Origin of the sequence: Streptomyces sp. NPDC088794 (assembly GCF_044750545.1) — a bacterium.
Lineage (GTDB): Bacteria > Actinomycetota > Actinomycetes > Streptomycetales > Streptomycetaceae > Streptomyces.
The window spans coordinates 364,215-381,799 of record NZ_JBIVKB010000010.1; the positions used below are offsets into that span (position 1 = coordinate 364,215).

Genomic DNA, 17,585 nt, shown 5'->3' on the forward strand with positions numbered 1-17,585 from the left:
CCTACGTGTTACCCAGTGGGCGTTGCCGTGGGCGTCACTGAGGCCGAGGCGTCGGAAGCCCGTTCGGCAAGCCCTGGGAAGGCTACGCTCTCGCCGCGCCAGCGCACCGCCCGCACCGCCGCCTCCCGTACCGCTCCGGCGGCCGTCCGTCGCCGCTCACCGTCGGTCGCCCGCACCAGGTCGGAGTACACTCCGGCCACCCGGTCCTCCACCTCCGCGGCGAGCCGCACGGCCGAGGGCGAGTCCGTCACCGGGAAGGGCAGCGCGTACGCGGCCGAGGCCGCGACCGGCGTACCGCCCAGGTCCCGCACCTCCCGCGCGAGCGCGTCCCGCCGGGCCCGATGGGCGTCGTACGCCGACCGGGCCTCGGTCCGACGCCCCTCACGGATCCGGCCGCCGACGACCCCGTACCCGTAGACGGCCGCGTGCTCCGCCGCGAGCGCCGCCTGGAAGGCCGCCAGCTCCGCCTTGGCCGCCTTCTTCTCGCCGTCGCTCACCGGGCACCTTCCGTCAGCAGATACGCGTGGGCCGCCCCGGCCGCCGCCACCGAGGCCAGCAGCCGGGCGGGTTCTCCGGGTACGTCGAGGAGCGCCGTCGTGCGCCGGTCGGCGAGCGCCCGCTCGGCGGCGGCCAGGTCGACGAGGGCGTCCTGAGGGGTCGCGGGGACGGGAGTACCGGACGGCGAGGCCGACGCGGACGCCGTACCCGCATCGGTGGCCGCGCTCGCGCTCTCCTCGCTCCCCGCACTCCCTGTCTTCGGCCCGGCCACCGAACCCCCGAACGCCACCGTGTGCCGCACGACCTCCGCCCGCAGCGGCGCGAGCCGCTCCGCTAGGGCCGGATACATGGCGATCACGGCGTCGTAGCGCTCGACGAGACCGGAGCTGTCCCGGGCCGCACGCGCGCGCACGCGTGCGGTCGCGGACATGCTGCCGCTGGTGTTCTCCTCGTCCCCGCCGGACCCGGAGGAGCAGCCCGCGAGCAGGGCGGCGCCGGCGGCCGAGGCGAGGAGGGTTCTTCTGCGCGGACCCGAGGGGGTGCGCGGTGGCGGGGGGTACGGCACGGCAGTCGTCCTCGAAGGCTCGTACGAATCCGCGGGCGGGAAGGGCGGCCCGCAGGTGATCACCGTACCCGCGCCCCCGCCCGGTACCCCTCACCGGCACCGCCCGTGTGTGCGAGGGCCGTCGATGGTCCGTACGTGGACGGCAACACACCCCGCGACCGGATACCCTTTGACCAGACACGCGACCTTCCCACAACAGCACACGCGGCCGAGGAGTCACCCGGATGAGCACCACCCAGAGCGAGAGGCTGCGAGAGCTCCTGGAGCCGCTCGTCAACTCCCAGGGACTGGATCTCGAAGAGATCGCGGTGGACTCCGTCGGACGCAAGCGTGTGCTGAGTGTCGTCGTCGACTCCGACACCGGGGCGGACCTGGACCAGATCGCCGATGTGAGCCGCGCGCTCTCGGCGAAGCTCGACGAGACGGACGCGATGGGCGCGGGCGAGTACACGCTCGAAGTCGGGACCCCGGGCGCGGAGCGCCTCCTCAAGGAACACCGGCACTACCTGCGTGCCGTGGGGCGGCTGGTGAAGTTCCAGCCGGTCGAGGGCGACGAACTGGTCGCCAGGATCCTGGCGGTCGACGACGAGGGCCTCGACCTCGAAGTGCCCGGCGTGAAGGGCCGCAAGGCCACCAGCCGCAGACTCGCCTTCGCCGACATCGAGAAGGCGCGCGTGCAGGTCGAGTTCAACCGCAAGGACAGCGACAAGTCCGACGACAAGTCCGACGACGTGTCCGACGAGAAGGAAGAGGAGGCGTAGCCATGGACATCGACATGAGTGCCCTGCGGGGCTTGGTACGGGAGAAGGAGATCTCCTTCCCCCTGCTGGTCGAGGCGATCGAGTCGGCCCTCCTCATCGCCTACCACCGAACCGACGGAAGCCGCCGCCACGCACGCGTGGAGCTCAACCGCGACACGGGTCACGTCACGGTGTGGGCGAAGGAGGACCCCGAGGACCTGGAGGAGGGGCAGGAGGCGCGCGAGTTCGACGACACCCCGTCCGACTTCGGCCGTATCGCCGCCACCACCGCCAAGCAGGTCATCCTGCAGCGGCTGCGCGACGCCGAGGACGACGCGACGCTCGGTGAGTACGCCGGGCGCGAGGGCGACATCGTCACGGGCGTGGTCCAGCAGGGCCGCGACCCCAAGAACGTGCTCGTGGACATCGGCAAGCTGGAGGCCATCCTGCCGGTGCAGGAGCAGGTGCCCGGCGAGACGTACCAGCACGGCATGCGGCTGCGGTCGTACGTCGTCCGCGTCGCGAAGGGTGTCCGCGGTCCGTCCGTGACCCTCTCCCGCACGCACCCGAACCTGGTGAAGAAGCTGTTCGCGCTGGAGGTGCCGGAGATCGCCGACGGGTCCGTCGAGATCTCCGCGATCGCCCGCGAGGCCGGCCACCGCACCAAGATCGCCGTCCGCTCCACCCGCTCCGGGCTCAACGCCAAGGGCGCGTGCATCGGCCCCATGGGCGGCCGGGTCCGCAATGTGATGGGCGAACTGAACGGCGAGAAGATCGACATCGTCGACTGGTCGGACGACCCGGCCGAGATGGTCGCCAACGCGCTCTCCCCGGCCCGGGTCTCCAAGGTCGAGGTGGTGGACCTCGCGGCCCGCTCCGCGCGCGTGACGGTGCCGGACTACCAGCTGTCGCTGGCCATCGGCAAGGAGGGCCAGAACGCCCGCCTCGCGGCCCGGCTGACCGGCTGGCGGATCGACATCCGGCCCGACACGGAGCAGCCCGAGGAATAGATCTGAGCCGTCACTGGCTGAGATCACGACAACAACCGTTCGATTCTTGCCCCAAAGGGGTGAGGTCGGTGCGGGGAGGTAGACTTAAGAGTGTCTGGCCGGACGCGAGCCCGCGCATGCCCTGAGCGCACCTGTGTGGGGTGCCGGGAGCGAGCGGCCAAGAAGGACTTGCTGCGCATCGTGGCGGTCGAGGGCGAGTGCGTCCCCGATCATCGCGGTACGCTGCCCGGCCGGGGTGCTTATGTGCACCCCGCCCTGGTCTGTCTCGACCTGGCGGTACGTCGCCGGGCGTTCACACGGGCGCTACGCGCCCCGGGAGCGCTCGACACAAAGGCGTTGCGCTTCTATGTCGAGCAGGCAACACCGTAAGAGCGAGTCGTACGGAACCTCCGTGCGGCCCGGTATTCCGCGAGTTGGAAGTAGGTCGAGATTGCGATGAGCACTCGATGAGCACGCGATGAGTACGCCCATGAAGTAGCGACGGTCCGGACGCACCCGGACCTAAAAGGAGCGAAGTGGCTAAGGTCCGGGTATACGAACTCGCCAAGGAGTTCGGGGTCGAGAGCAAGGTCGTCATGGCCAAGCTCCAGGAACTCGGTGAATTCGTCCGTTCGGCGTCTTCGACCATCGAAGCGCCCGTCGTCCGTAAGTTGACGGACGCCCTCAATCAGGGCAACGGAGGCGGCAAGCCCGCTTCCGCGCGTAAGGCTGCCCCGGCGAAGCCGGGCGCCCCCTCTCCGGCGCAGGCTGCCCGTCCGGCCGCCCCGCGCCCGCCGGCTCCCAAGCCGGCCGTCGCCGAGCAGCCCGCGGCTCCCGCCGCGCCGGCTTCCTCCGGCACTCGTCCCACCCCGGGCCCGCGGCCCGCGCCGCGACCGGCTCCGGCCTCTCCGGCGCCGACGGCGCCCGAGTTCACCGCGCCTCCGGCGGCTCCCGCCGCCCCGGCCGCTCCCGCCGCGTCGTCGGCCCCCGCACCCGCCGCGGGTCCGCGTCCGGGCGCTCCGCGTCCGGCCGGCCAGGCGCCGCGTCCGGGTTCCCGTCCGAGCGGTCCCGGCCAGGACCGTGGCGACCGCGGCGGCGACCGCGGCCAGGGTGCCCGTCCCGGTGCTCCGCGTCCGGCAGGCCAGGGCGCGCGTCCCGGTGCTCGTCCGGCCGGTCCCCGTCCGGGCAACAACCCCTTCACCTCCGGTGGCTCCACCGGCATGGCGCGCCCCGGCGCTCCTCGTCCCGGTGGCGCCCCGCGTCCCGGCGGCCAGGACCGCCCGGGTGGTGCTCCCGGCGGCGCTCCGCGTCCGCAGGGTGCCGGTCAGGGCGGTCCTCGTCCCCAGGGTGCTTCGGGCGGTCCCCGTCCCGGCGCTCCGGGCGGCTCGCGTCCCACCCCGGGCGGCATGCCTCGCCCGCAGGGCGGCGCTCCGCGTCCGGGCGGTGGCCCCGGTGGCAACCGTCCCAACCCCGGCATGATGCCGCAGCGTCCCGCTGCGGGTAACCCTCGTCCCGGCGGCGGCCCCGGTGGCCGTGGTCCCGGCGGTGGCGGCGGTCGTCCCGGCGGTCCCGGTGGCGGCGGCGGTCGTCCCGGTGGCGGCGGTTTCGCCGGTCGTCCGGGTGGCGGCGGTGGCGGTTTCGCCGGTCGTCCCGCGGGTCCCGGTGGCGGTGGCGGCGGTTTCGCCGGCCGTCCGGGTGCTCCCGCCGGTGGCGGCGGTGGCCGTCCCGGCTTCGGCGGTCGTCCCGGTGGTCCGGGTGGCCGTGGTGGCACACAGGGCGCCTTCGGTCGTCCCGGTGGTCCCGCGCGTCGCGGTCGCAAGTCGAAGAGGCAGAGGCGCCAGGAGTACGAGGCCATGCAGGCCCCGTCGGTCGGCGGTGTGATGCTGCCTCGTGGCAACGGACAGTCCGTCCGTCTGTCGCGCGGTGCCTCGCTCACCGACTTCGCCGAGAAGATCAACGCCAACCCGGCGTCGCTCGTCGGCGTGATGATGAACCTCGGCGAGATGGTCACTGCCACGCAGTCCGTCTCCGACGAGACGCTGAAGCTCCTCGCGGACGAGATGAACTTCGTCCTCGAGATCGTCAGCCCCGAGGAGGAGGACCGCGAGCTGCTCGAGTCCTTCGACATCGAGTTCGGCGAGGACGAGGGTGGCGAGGAGTTCCTCGTCGCGCGTCCGCCGGTCGTGACCGTCATGGGTCACGTCGACCACGGTAAGACCCGACTGCTGGACACCATCCGCAAGACGAACGTCGTCGCGGGCGAGGCCGGCGGTATCACGCAGCACATCGGTGCGTACCAGGTCGCGACCGAGGTCAACGGCGAAGAGCGTCGCATCACCTTCATCGACACCCCGGGTCACGAGGCGTTCACCGCCATGCGTGCCCGCGGTGCCAAGTCGACCGACATCGCGATCCTCGTGGTGGCGGCCAACGACGGTGTGATGCCCCAGACGATCGAGGCGTTGAACCACGCCAAGGCGGCCGACGTGCCGATCGTGGTCGCGGTCAACAAGATCGACGTCGAGGGTGCCGACCCGACCAAGGTGCGCGGTCAGCTCACCGAGTTCGGTCTGGTGGCCGAGGAGTACGGCGGCGACACGATGTTCGTCGACATCTCCGCCAAGCAGGGTCTGAACATCGACTCCCTGCTGGAGGCCGTGGTCCTGACCGCGGACGCCTCGCTCGACCTGCGGGCCAACCCGGAGCAGGACGCGCAGGGCATCGCGATCGAGTCCCACCTCGACCGTGGCCGCGGTGCCGTCTCGACGGTCCTGGTCCAGCGCGGCACGCTGCGCATCGGCGACACGATGGTGGTCGGCGACGCGTACGGCCGTGTCCGGGCGATGCTCGACGACAACGGCAACAACGTCGAGGAAGCGACTCCGTCGACCCCCGTCCTGGTCCTGGGTCTCACCAACGTCCCGGGCGCCGGCGACAACTTCCTCGTCGTCGACGAGGACCGCACGGCACGTCAGATCGCCGAGAAGCGCGCGGCGCGCGAGCGCAACGCCAACTTCGCCCGGCGCGGAGTCCGGTTCTCCCTGGAGAACCTGGACGAGGCCCTCAAGGCCGGTCTGGTGCAGGAACTCAACCTCATCATCAAGGGCGACGCGTCCGGTTCGGTGGAGGCTCTCGAGTCCTCGCTGCTCCAGCTCGACGTCGGCGAAGAGGTCGACATCCGCGTCCTGCACCGCGGCGTGGGTGCGGTCACCGAGTCGGACATCGACCTGGCGACCGGCTCCGACGCGATCGTCATCGGCTTCAACGTCCGCGCTGCGGGCCGCGCGGCGCAGATGGCGGAGCGCGAGGGCGTCGACGTCCGGTACTACTCGGTGATCTACCAGGCCATCGAGGAGATCGAGGCGGCCCTGAAGGGCATGCTCAAGCCGGAGTACGAGGAGGTCGAGCTCGGCACGGCGGAGATCCGCGAGGTCTTCAAGTCGTCCAAGCTGGGCAACATCGCCGGTGTCCTGGTCCGCTCGGGCGAGGTCAAGCGCAACACCAAGGCGCGCCTCGTCCGCGACGGCAAGGTCATCGCGGAGAGCCTCAACATCTCCGGACTGCGTCGCTTCAAGGACGACGTCACCGAGATCCGCGAAGGGTTCGAGGGCGGTATCAACCTCGGCAACTTCAACGACATCAAGGTCGACGACGTCATCGCGACGTACGAGATGCGCGAGAAGCCGCGCGTCTGACCGGTGCAGCACGCGATCGGGGCCGATCGGCGGAGAGAATATTTCCGTCGATCGGCCCCGGCCGTTGCGTGTACGGTTCCGGTATCGGCGCCCAGGAAGGCGCCCATACCCCGAACCGGCGGGACATCCGGGCACACATGTATGTGGGGACTCTGTCCTTCGATCTGCTCCTCGGCGACGTCCACTCGCTGAAGGAGAAACGCTCTCTCGTCCGTCCGATCGTGGCCGAGCTCCAGCGCAAGTACGCGGTGAGCGCGGCGGAGACGGGCAGCCAGGACCTCCACCGCAGGGCCGAGATCGGGCTCGCGGTGGTCTCCGGGGACACGGGACACCTCACCGACGTACTGGACCGCTGTGAACGGCTGGTCGCCGGGCGGCCCGAGGTGGAACTGCTCTCGGTTCGACGCAGGCTCCACAGCGACGAAGACTGAAGCAACAGCAAGACGTAGTTACTAAGGAGACGGACCAGTGGCCGACAACGCGCGTGCCAAGAGGCTGGCGGACCTCATCCGAGAGGTGGTGGCCCAGAAGCTGCAGCGCGGGATCAAGGACCCGCGGCTCGGCTCGCACGTCACCATCACGGACACCCGGGTCACCGGGGACCTGAGGGAGGCGACCGTCTTCTACACCGTGTACGGGGACGACGAGGACCGCGCGGCAGCGGCCGCAGGGCTGGAGAGCGCCAAGGGCGTCCTCCGCTCGGCCGTCGGCGCGGCGGCCGGCGTGAAGTTCACGCCGACGCTCGCCTTCGTCGCGGACGCCCTGCCGGACAACGCCAAGACCATCGAGGACCTCCTCGACCGGGCGCGGCAGTCCGACGAGAAGGTCCGCGAGGTCTCGGCGGGCGCCGCGTACGCCGGTGACGCCGACCCGTACAAGAAGCCGGGCGAGGACGACGAGGACGACGCCGCCGAATGACCGAGAAGATCCGGACGCCCGACGGCCTTGTCATCGTGGACAAGCCGTCGGGCTTCACCTCGCACGACGTGGTCGCCAAGATGCGCGGCATCGCCCGCACCCGCCGCGTCGGGCACGCGGGAACGCTCGACCCCATGGCGACGGGCGTGCTCGTCCTCGGCGTCGAGAAGGCGACCAAGCTCCTCGGGCATCTGGCGCTGACGGAGAAGGAGTACCTGGGCACGATCCGGCTCGGGCAGACGACGGTCACGGACGACGCCGAGGGCGAGATCACGGGGTCGGTCGACGCCTCGAAGGTCACCCGCGAGGCCGTCGACGCCGGGATCGCCGAGCTGAGCGGCGAGATCATGCAGGTGCCGTCCAAGGTCAGCGCCATCAAGATCGACGGCGTGCGCTCCTACAAGCGGGCCCGTGACGGCGAGGACTTCGAGATCCCGGCCCGCCCGGTGACCATCTCCTCCTTCGCGGTGTACGACGTCCGGGAGGCCGTCGCCGAGGACGGCACCCCCGTTCTCGACCTGGTCGTCTCCGTCGTCTGCTCCTCCGGCACCTACATCCGCGCCCTCGCCCGCGACCTGGGCGCCGGGCTCGGCGTCGGCGGCCATCTGACCGCCCTGCGCCGCACCCGCGTCGGCCCCTACAAGCTGGACACCGCGAAGACGCTGGACCAGCTCCAGCAGGAGCTGACCGTGCTGCCGCTCGCCGACGCGGCCGCGGCCGCGTTCCCGCGCTGGGACGTGGACACGAGAAGGGCCCGGCTGCTCACCAACGGCGTACGGCTCGACGTGCCCGAGGAGTACGCCGGCCGGGGCGCCGTCGCCGTCTTCGACCCCGCGGGCACCTTCCTCGCGCTGGTGGAGGCGCAGAACGGCAAGGCGAAGAGCCTGGCCGTCTTCGGCTGACAGCACTCGGAACACCGGGCGGTCACCCCGCCCGGTACCCGCCCGTGGAGCGGCGATCACGGGGTCAAGATGTGTCGCCGCTCCACGGTCCCCCTCGGTTCCCCCACCCCTAGGGTGTATCCATCGCCCCCGTCCTATTCACCCGTCCGGGCAGGCGCTCGGAGTGAACCGAGGGAGCGGAAGGGGGCGCTTTCGCCACGCGATCTGTCCCGCCGATCACCCCGCGCCTACCGTCGAAGACAGGGCACAGGTGTACGGCGGGGAGGTCGATCATGGCGGGACGGGGCCCGCGGCCGGCAGCACGCGACAGAGCCCACGACGAGGAGTCGGCGCCCGGCGACGACTCCCTGATCCGCGTCCGCGATCTCGCCGGACGCCCCCGCGGCACCGGCTTCCTGGCCGACCACCACGGCACGGTGATCACCAGCCACGAAGCGGTCGACGGCCTGTCCCGGCTGATCCTGTACGCCGCCGGCGACCGCAGCTGCCTGGTGAGCGCGGACGCGGTGACCGTGCTGCCCGACCTGAACCTGGCCCTGGTCCGCACCGAGGGCCTCGGCGTGGACCCGCTGCCGATCAGCGCGCGGGACGACATCGAGACGGGCGCGTACGTCCGGATCGCCGCCGGCTGCTGGCGCGAGGCACGGGTGCTGGGCACGACGTCCGTGACGTACACCGCGACCGACCGCTTCCATCTCCTCGACGACGCCCTGGAGTTGGCCATCGGCACCGCGGGCCGGGACGCACTGCGGCTGGGCGGCGGAGCGGCCGGGGGACCGGTCCTCGACCCCGCGACCGGCGCCGTGATCGGCGTCCTGGGCACAGCCCTGCACAACGGCCACCGGGACGCCGGCTTCGCCGTGCCGCTGCACCCCGTCCGCGGCCCGCTCGCCGACCTGCTCACCGAGAACGCGGCCACCGTGCCCGCCTACGGCGCCGACCTCAACCTCGCCGGCGTCCTCGAACTGACGGCCACCTCGGTCGGCCAGGACGGCCCGCCGGGCACCCTCGCCGGATACGTCGGCCGCGCGGACGCCGACGCCCCCGGCTCGGTGCAACCGGTCGAACGGGCGGCCACGGCAAGGGAGTTCGCCGCCTTCGCGCAGGGCCCGGCCGCGGTCCTCGCCCTCGTCGGAGCACCGGGCAGCGGTCGTACGACAGAACTCGCGACCCTCGCCGCCCGCCGCCACCAGGCCTCCGAACCGGCCCCCACGCTGTGGCTGCGCGGGGCCGACCTGCACGACGAGGACGTGTCGCTCGCGGACGCGGTGACGCGGGCGCTGGCCCGGGCGGGGCGGATCGTGGCGGCGGGGGAGAGGGCCTTCGGGGGTGTGGGAGGGGACCCCGGTGACCTCAGGGGAGGAGACCTCGGTGACAGCAGAGGAGGGGATCTCGGAGGCTTCAAGGGAGGGGACCTCGGCGACATCACACCGCACCGCCTGGCCCACGTCGCCCGCGCGGCGGGACGCCCCCTGCTGCTGCTCCTCGACGGCCCCGAGGAGATGCCGTCGGTCCTGGCGTACCGGCTGCGGGAGTGGACGACCGGGACGGCGGAGTGGCTGGGGGAGACCGGGGCGCGGCTGGTGGTGGCGTGCCGGGCGGAGTACTGGGAGGCGGCGGGGGCGGAGTTTCCGGGGGAGGTGCTGCACCGGGGATCACCGCCCGGTGAGGACGGTCGGGACGGAGGGCGTGCCGATCCGCGCCTCCCGCCCTGCGTCCGCCTCGACGACCTCACCCCCGACGAAGCCGAGCGCGCCCGCGCCCGCCACGGCATCCCGGAAGGAGTACTGGACGAGCCCGACGACCGGCACCCCCTCACCCTCCGCCTGCTCTCCGAGGTCCGCGCCGCCCTCCCCGACGCCCCGCACGCACGCGTGGACCGCGACGAGGTCCTCTCGGCCTACCTGGACCTGATGTGCCTGCGGATCGCCGTCCGCCTGGCCGCCGAGAACGGCCTGCGCGGGACCGCCGTACGCCGGCTCGCCGCCAGGGTCTCCGGGCAGGTGCACGAGGCGGCCCGGCGCAGCCTCGGGCCGGGACAGGGGGAGTTGGACCGACGGTCGTTCGAGGCGGTGTTCCCCTGGGGCCAGGCCCCGGCGCGGCTCGGTGGCGGTACCGGCTGGGCGTCGGCCGTCCTCACCGAAGGCCTCCTCGTGCCGGCCGGCGGCGGCTACCGGTTCGCCCACGAGGAACTCGCCGACTGGATCCAGGGCGTCCATCTCGACCTCGACGAAGCCCTGCGCGCCCTGGTCCACCGCCGCCCCACCCCGCGGAACACCCGCCCCCTGCCCGTGCCGCACCACCGCATCGGCCCCGTAGTCCAGTCCCTGCTCCTCCTGGCCCGCCAGCAGGGCACGCCCCGACTCGCCCTCCGGCTCGACGAGTTGACGCACGCCCTGGAGGCGGACCCGCACTCCTGGTGGGCCACCGCACTCCTCACGGAGACCCTGACGCGGGTACCGGACGCGACGCCGTACCTGGAGCCGTTGCGGTCGCTGGCGGAACTGGTGGTGAGGATGCGGGGGGAGGGCGGCAGCCGGGCCCTGACGCCCGCCTTCTGGACCGGCCTGCGCCTCGCGGACGCCGATCGCTTCGACCTGCTCCGACGGCTCGTGCTCGCCGACGGCCCACCCCAGGACGGCGGTTCGGGCACAGGCACACGCGACGGCACGGAGCTCCCGCCCCGGTTCCTCGACGAGACCTCCCGGCTGCTCGCCGCCGACCCCACCGCCGTACAACCGCTGCTCACCCGCTGGTTCGACGACGACCGGCCGTTGCCCGCGACCCCGCACGCGAGCGTCGCCAAGGCCGCGCAGGCGTTGTTGCACACGTACCGGCATCTCGCCCTCGACGACCTGACGGAAGTGCTCGTCGAGAGCGCGCATCGGCGGGCGGACGAGCTGCTGGCGGTGCTGGCGGAGGACGAACCGTCGGCGGTGTGCCGGGCCGTGGACCGGTGGGCGCACGACGAGCGGCCGTCCCGGCGGGTCGCGGCGATCGCCTACGGGCTGCGCGCCGCCCCGCACGTACGGACCGAGGCCGACCGTGAACTCCTGCGCTACGCGGCCCAGTTCCTCCTCGCCCGCCCCGCCGACTGCACCCTGCACGGCGGCGCCCTCGCCCTCCTGGTCCGCGATCCACGCACGCGTGCCCGTCATCTCCCGCAGGCGCTGCGGCACTTCGCGGCCGGCGACCCGCACCTCCCGCCGAACGCGCTGATCGCCGCCCTCACCACCCACCCCGAGCCGGTCCTGGACGCCTTCCGGGAACGGCTGCGCCGCGCCGACGGCGGACACGCGCTGCGCACCCTCGCCGACGTCACCACGCCCCCGCTGGCCCGCCGGGTCGCCGAACTCGTCCGCGAGGCCGTCGAGCGGCGCCCGGAGACGGCCGCCGACGTGGCCGCGTACGTCGACCGGTGCCTGGACCAGGGTCCGGCCGCCCGGTCCGTGCTGAAGCCGCTGGTCACCGGCCTGCTGGACGGCGGTCAGGAAGGGGTGCGGGCCGCGCTGGCCGCCGTACTCGCCGCCCCCGGCACCCCGGTCTCCCGCCCCCTCCGGCACGAACTGCTGGAGTTTCTCCTGACCCACGAACACGCCCCGGCCGTCCTGGACGCCCTGCTGCACGCCACCGCCCGCCAGGACGGCGAGGACGTCCGCGACCTCGTCCACCGCACCGGCCTCCTCCTGGTCCGCACCCCGGACGGCGCGGCCCGTTTCGACCGCGGCTTGGTCGACCTGGGCCGGCACGTGCCCGGGTTCGCGGCCCGGATGGCGGGCTGGCTGACCGACACCCCGCAGGCCTGGGCGGCCGTGGTGGGCCCGAGCACCCGCCGCATGATCGAGAACCTGTCCGGTGTCCGCGTGCCCGCCTGAGCGCGCCGCCACGCGCGCGCCCACGTGCATCGGGTCACAGCCCCTATGCCGATGCGGGCGGGGGCCGCCCGGCATGGCACCCTTAGACCTGCGTAACAGGTCGGTAGATACGGACACGGGTTCGAGGAGAGCGGTCACAGTGCAGCGCTGGCGTGGCTTGGAGGACATCCCCGAGGACTGGGGGCGCAGCGTCGTCACCATCGGTTCCTACGACGGGGTCCACCGCGGGCACCAGCTGATCATCCGGCATGCCGTGGAGCGCGCCCGTGAGCTGGGTGTCCCCTCCGTCGTCGTCACCTTCGACCCGCACCCCAGCGAGGTCGTCCGCCCCGGCAGCCACCCCCCGCTGCTCGCCCCGCACCACCGCCGTGCCGAACTCATGGCCGAGCTGGGCGTGGACGAGCTGTTGATCCTCCCCTTCACCACGGAGTTCTCGAAGCTCACGCCCGCCGACTTCGTCGTCAAGGTCCTGGTCGACAAGCTGCACGCCAAGGCGGTCGTCGAGGGCCCGAACTTCCGCTTCGGCCACAAGGCCGCCGGAAACGTCGAGTTCCTGATCGAGCAGGGCAAGGTCTACGACTTCGAGGTCGAGGTCGTCGACCTGTTCGTGACCGGTGAGGCGGGCGGCGGCGAACCCTTCTCCTCCACCCTGACCCGGCGCCTGGTGGCCGAGGGCGAGGTCGAGGGCGCCGCCGAGATCCTGGGCCGCCCGCACCGGGTGGAGGGCGTGGTCGTACGCGGCGCCCAGCGCGGCCGCGAGCTCGGCTTCCCGACGGCCAACGTCGAGACCCTGCCCCACACCGCCATCCCCGCCGACGGCGTCTACGCCGGCTGGCTGCACGTCGAGGGTGAGGCGATGCCGGCCGCGATCTCCGTCGGCACGAACCCGCAGTTCGACGGCACCGAGCGCACGGTGGAGGCGTACGCGATCGACCGCGTGGGCCTCGACCTGTACGGCCTGCACGTCGCCGTGGACTTCCTCGCTTTCGTCCGCGGCCAGGCGAAGTTCGCGTCCCTGGACGCGCTGCTCGTGCAGATGGCCGAGGACGTGAAGCGATGCCGGGAGCTGATCTCGGCGGCGGAGTAAGTCCGCGCGGCGGAACGGAACGGAACGAACGCCGAAGGGCGGCCGGTCTCATCGAGACACCGGCCGCCCTTCGTCTGTCTGCGGCTGCCTACTGCTGCTGGGGCGGCGGGGGCGGAACCTGCCCGTCCGGCTGCTGCGGGTAGCCGTAACCGGCCGGCGGATACGGCTGTCCGGGCTGCGGCGGATAGGGCTGCCCCGGCTGGGCGTACGGCTGGCCGGGCTGGGGCTGACCGGGCTGAGGCGGCTGGGGCTGCTGCGGCGGGTACGGGCCCGGCTGCGCGGGAGGCTGCTGCTGCCCCGGGTAGGGCGGCTGGCCCTGCTGCGGATACGGCTGACCTTGCTGCGGGTACGGCTGCCCCGGAACCTGCTGGTACTGCTGTCCCGGCAGCGGCGGGGCCGCGACCGGCGGCGGGTTCCCGTCGCTCGTCCACAGGCCGTGCGCCTGCTGGTGGCGTACGAAGTCCTCGGCGACCATCGCCGCGAGGTTGAAGTACGACTCACGCACCTTCGGCCGCATCATGTCGAGGTCGACCTCGGCACCGGCGGCGAGATGCTCGTCGAAGGGCACGACCACGACACCGCGGCAACGCGTCTCGAAGTGCCGGACGATGTCGTCGACATTGATCATCTTGCCGGTCTCGCGCACACCGGAGATGACGGTGAGGGAGCGCGAGACAAGGTCCGCGTACCCGTGCGCGGACAGCCAGTCGAGCGTCGTACTGGCGCTGCTCGCCCCGTCCACCGACGGCGTCGAGATGATGATGAGCTGGTCGGCGAGGTCGAGCACACCGCGCATGGCGCTGTAGAGCAGACCCGTGCCCGAGTCGGTGAGGATGACGGGGTACTGCCTGCCCAGCACGTCGATCGCGCGCCGGTAGTCCTCGTCGTTGAACGTGGTCGACACGGCCGGGTCGACGTCGTTGGCGATGATCTCCAGACCGGACGAGGCCTGGGAGGTGAACCGCCGGATGTCCATGTAGGAGTTGAGGTACGGGATCGCCTGGACGAGGTCACGGATGGTGGCCCCGGTCTCCCGCCGCACCCGGCGGCCGAGCGTGCCGGCGTCCGGGTTGGCGTCGATGGCGAGGATCTTGTCCTGCCGCTCGGTGGCGAGCGTCGAGCCGAGCGCGGTGGTGGTCGTGGTCTTGCCGACCCCGCCCTTGAGGCTGATGACGGCGATCCGGTAGCAGGACAGCACGGGCGTCCGGATCAGCTCCAACTTCCGCTGCCGCTCGGCCTCTTCCTTCTTCCCGCCGATCTTGAACCGCGACGGCGCGGCGCCTGGCCGACCGCTCTTCGCCTTCTGCTTCTTGTTGTTGAGCAGCCGATCGGACGACAGCTCCACGGCGGCGGTGTAACCCAGCGGCGCGGCCCCGGGGTTGGTCATCTGCCGCTGGTCGTGCTGCATGGGCTGCGGCCAGGAGGTACCGGTGCGGGGGTCGACGGGGGGCTGCTGGGCCTGCGGCGCGTGCGGGTCCTGGGGAGCGGGCTGGGCGGCTTGCGGGTGTTGGGGATCCTGCGGGTGCTGTGGTGCGGGCGCGGGCGCGGGCGCGTGCGGGGCCTGCGGGAACTGGGGGTTCTGCGGGGCCTGAGGGGCTTGCACGGCTTGGGGGTTGGGCTGCGGGTGAGCCTGCGGCTGGGGATGCGGGGGGACGCCCGGGTGGGGCTGGGCCTGGGGCGCGGGCTGCTGCGGGAAGCCGTAACCGCCGGGCGCGTCGGGGGTGTTGGGTGCCGGGGGCTGGGGGAAGCCGTAGCCGCTGGGGGGTGCGTCGGCGGGGGCCTGCGGCGTTGCGGGGGCCGGGGCGGGTGTGGGCGGGGCGGTCGCCGTGTTGGGAACTGGCGGTTGGGGGAAGCCGTAGCCGCTCGGGGGCGCGTCGGCGGGAGCCTGTGGTGCTGCGGGGGCCGGGGCGGGTGTGGGCGGGGCGGTCGCCGTGTTGGGTACCGGCGGTTGGGGGAAGCCGTAGCCGCGCGGGGGCGCGTCGGCGGGGGCCTGCGGTGTGGCGGGCGTCTGCGCGGGCGCTCCGGGGTGCGGGAAGCCGTACCCGTTCGGCGGGGGCGCGTCGGTCTGTGCCTGCGGAGTCGCGGGGGCGGGCGGTGTGTTGGGGGCGGCCGGGGGCTGCGGGAAGCCGTAACCGCCAGGCGCGTCGGGGGTGTTGGGCGCCGGCGGTTGAGGGAAGCCGTAGCCGTTCGGCGGCGGGGCGTCGGTCGGCGCCTGCGGTGCCGTGGGTGCCCCGGGGTGCGGGAAGCCGTAGGCGCCGGGGGTGTTGGGGGCGGGCGGGGTCGGCTGCGGGTGGCCCTGGCCTACCGGCTGTTGGGCCGGGGGCTGCTGCGGCGGCTGGTGCCAGGCCGCGGGGGCGGGCTGTGGGGCCTGCGGCTGGAACGGCGGCACGGGCGGCTGGGCCTGCACGGCTGCCGGTTCCGGCTGCGCGGGCGCGACCGGCTCCGCCTGCTGCGGCTGAGGCTGCGCGGGCCACTCGGCCGCCGGTGCGGGCGCGGCGAGTTGGTACGACGGCGGCAACGGCGGCAACCCGCTCTGCGGCGCCGGCGGGGGAGTCCAGACGGGCGGCCCGACCGGCGGAGCGTCCTGCGGCTCGGCGGCGGCCTGGGGAGCGTCGTCTTGCGGCTCCTCGTCCGGGGCGTTGTCCTGCGGCTCGTTGTGTTGGGGCGCGGCGTCTGCGGGTGCGGCTTCTTCGTCTACGACGTTCTCGGCTACGACGTTCTCGTCCACGAGGTCTACGTGCACGACGTCTTCGTTTACGGCGTCCTCGGCCAACGAGTCCTTGGCCAACGAGTCCTTGGCCACCGAGTCCTCGGCCACCGAGTCTTCGGCCACCGCGTCCTTGGCCACCGAGTCCTCGGCCACCGAGTCTTCGGCCACCGCGTCCTCGGCCACCGAGTCCTCGGTCTCCGCATCGCCAGTCACCGAGCCCGCAAGCTCGGGGTCGGCAGGCGCGGTGTCCTGAGCTTCGGCCTCTTCCGGCTCGGCTTCGGTCTCCGCAGCAGCGTCAGTCTCGGTCTCCGGCGCGACTTCGGTCTCGACCTCGACCTCGGCGTCCGGAGTGGCCTCCCCGTTCACGTCGGGCTCGGCGGCGGCCTCTGCCTCGGGCTCGCTCCCGGCGTCAACGGCCTCCGCTTCCTCCGGTTCCTCGGCTTCCTCCGGCTCGACCGCCGAAGGCTCCGTGGCCTCGGGCTCGTCCTGTCCGTCGGTCGCAACGACCTCACCGGCGCCCTCCGCCTCCTCGGCGGCGGCAGCAGCGGCAGCCGTGCGCTCCGCGAAGTCCCGCTTCAGGGCGACGGGAGAGATGCGCATGGTCGCGCCGCTCTCCAGATCACCGTTCCCGGACTCGTCCCCGGAATCCGACGCGGCGTCGGAAGGACCCACGAGCGGCTGGACCCCGACGACGGGAACGTTCGGCACGGCGGTCGGAGACGAGACGTCCGCGACCGGAGCCGGAGCTGTCGCGGGAGTTGGGGCAGGCGCGGGCGGCGTCGGCTGCGCCCCCTGCGGCTCGAATCCACTCCCCGTCGGAAGCTTGGGTACCGCCCCCGGCCCGCCGACCACCGGCGCACCCGGCGTGACAGGCGGCGCGAAAGGAGCCCCCGGCACAGGCGCGGGCGGCGCAGAGGGAGCAACTGGGGGAGTGAAGGCACCCCCAGGCGCGGGCGCGGGAGGCGCCGGCGGCGTGAACGGAGCCCCGGGCGCAGGCGGCGCGGGCGGGGTGAAAGGCGCCCCCGGAGCCGGAGCCGGAGCCGGAATGGAGGCAGGACCGCCGGAGGCACCCGGCCTGGGCGGCTGCGGAAGCGAATGAGCAGGCGGAGTCAGCCCAGGAAGCGCGGAGAAGTCCGCAGGAGAGAGCCCAACTGCCGGCGCACCGGAGTTCGCCCCATGTCCGGGTGCTTGCCCAGGCACCTGCCCGGACCCCTGCCCCGGACCATGACCGGAACCCTGCGGCTGTCCAGGACCTTGCCCCTGACCCGGAGCAGCCCCCTGTGCCTCTTGCGAACCCGGCCCTGATCCCGAACCCGATCCCGAACCCGACCCCCCGGACGCGTTCTGCGTGTACCAGGCGGGCGGCGCGTAATCGATGGTGAACTCGCCGGTCGTCTCGACGGAGGCCTCCGCGTCGGGCTGGTCATCGCCGGGTGTGGCCCAGCCCCCGCGGTTCCCGTCCCGATCGCTGCTCACAATTCCTCCTGGTGTGGTCGAGAACCCTCATGCCGTGTCGGGGCGACCATCGCTTGTCGTCCTTACGTTGTCCGAGGTAGTCCGATCCACCGGCTCTCCCCCTGGGACACCACCGCCCGGTCCACGGGTT

General features: G+C 72.9%; 12 protein-coding genes and 1 pseudogene. 9 read left to right on the forward strand and 4 right to left on the reverse strand.

Annotation, left to right across the window (positions count from 1 at the left end):
• Positions 1-8 precede the first annotated feature (8 nt).
• Entirely contained in the window at positions 9-497 is a 489-nt protein-coding gene (locus tag ACIP6U_RS27790) for a ferritin-like domain-containing protein (RefSeq protein ID WP_401723046.1), read from the reverse strand.
• Positions 494-1,063, reverse strand: coding sequence for a hypothetical protein (locus ACIP6U_RS27795; protein ID WP_401723047.1), 570 nt, complete (start codon positions 1,061-1,063; stop codon positions 494-496). Before ACIP6U_RS27795 ends, ACIP6U_RS27790 begins: the two co-directional genes overlap by 4 nt.
• 224 nt (positions 1,064-1,287) lie before the next feature.
• On the opposite strand from ACIP6U_RS27795, the gene rimP reads away from it, so the two are divergent.
• The 9 genes from rimP (at position 1,288) to ACIP6U_RS27840 (ending at position 13,269) form a co-directional block, all read left to right on the forward strand.
• Positions 1,288-1,824: a ribosome maturation factor RimP gene (gene rimP / locus ACIP6U_RS27800; RefSeq protein ID WP_401723050.1), complete on the forward strand. Its 537-nt coding sequence runs from the start codon at positions 1,288-1,290 to the stop codon at positions 1,822-1,824.
• Positions 1,825-1,826: 2 nt separating this feature from the next.
• Complete coding sequence (nusA, locus tag ACIP6U_RS27805) at positions 1,827-2,813, forward strand: transcription termination factor NusA (protein ID WP_401723051.1); 987 nt, start codon at positions 1,827-1,829, stop codon at positions 2,811-2,813.
• A gap of 90 nt (positions 2,814-2,903) precedes the next feature.
• Positions 2,904-3,182, forward strand: a complete 279-nt coding sequence (locus ACIP6U_RS27810) for a YlxR family protein (protein ID WP_123997354.1) — start codon at positions 2,904-2,906, stop codon at positions 3,180-3,182.
• 146 nt (positions 3,183-3,328) lie between these two features.
• Complete coding sequence (gene infB, locus ACIP6U_RS27815) at positions 3,329-6,487, forward strand: translation initiation factor IF-2 (RefSeq protein WP_401723054.1); 3,159 nt, start codon at positions 3,329-3,331, stop codon at positions 6,485-6,487.
• Positions 6,488-6,624: 137 nt separating this feature from the next.
• Complete coding sequence (locus ACIP6U_RS27820; protein WP_019074817.1) at positions 6,625-6,918, forward strand: DUF503 domain-containing protein; 294 nt, start codon at positions 6,625-6,627, stop codon at positions 6,916-6,918.
• A 37-nt stretch (positions 6,919-6,955) separates the two neighbouring features.
• Entirely contained in the window at positions 6,956-7,405 is a 450-nt protein-coding gene (gene rbfA / locus ACIP6U_RS27825) for a 30S ribosome-binding factor RbfA (protein ID WP_123997352.1), read from the forward strand.
• On the forward strand, positions 7,402-8,307 hold the full coding sequence (gene truB, locus ACIP6U_RS27830; protein ID WP_401723058.1) for a tRNA pseudouridine(55) synthase TruB: 906 nt from the start codon (positions 7,402-7,404) through the stop codon (positions 8,305-8,307). The genes rbfA and truB overlap by 4 nt, the downstream gene beginning before the upstream one ends.
• A 272-nt stretch (positions 8,308-8,579) precedes the next feature.
• Positions 8,580-12,182 carry a trypsin-like peptidase domain-containing protein gene (locus ACIP6U_RS27835; protein WP_401723060.1) on the forward strand — a complete coding sequence of 1,201 codons (3,603 nt, stop codon included), beginning with the start codon at positions 8,580-8,582 and terminating at the stop codon, positions 12,180-12,182.
• A gap of 139 nt (positions 12,183-12,321) precedes the next feature.
• Entirely contained in the window at positions 12,322-13,269 is a 948-nt protein-coding gene (locus tag ACIP6U_RS27840) for a bifunctional riboflavin kinase/FAD synthetase (protein ID WP_401723062.1), read from the forward strand.
• An 88-nt stretch (positions 13,270-13,357) separates the two neighbouring features.
• Here the strand turns inward: ACIP6U_RS27840 and ACIP6U_RS27845 are convergent, their stop codons facing one another.
• Positions 13,358-16,579, reverse strand: coding sequence for an AAA family ATPase (locus ACIP6U_RS27845; protein ID WP_401723127.1), 3,222 nt, complete (start codon positions 16,577-16,579; stop codon positions 13,358-13,360).
• Between the two features lie 795 nt (positions 16,580-17,374).
• Positions 17,375-17,455 (reverse strand): annotated as a pseudogene (locus ACIP6U_RS27850) (hypothetical protein); the annotation flags it as partial.
• Between the last annotated feature and the right edge of the window lie 130 nt (positions 17,456-17,585).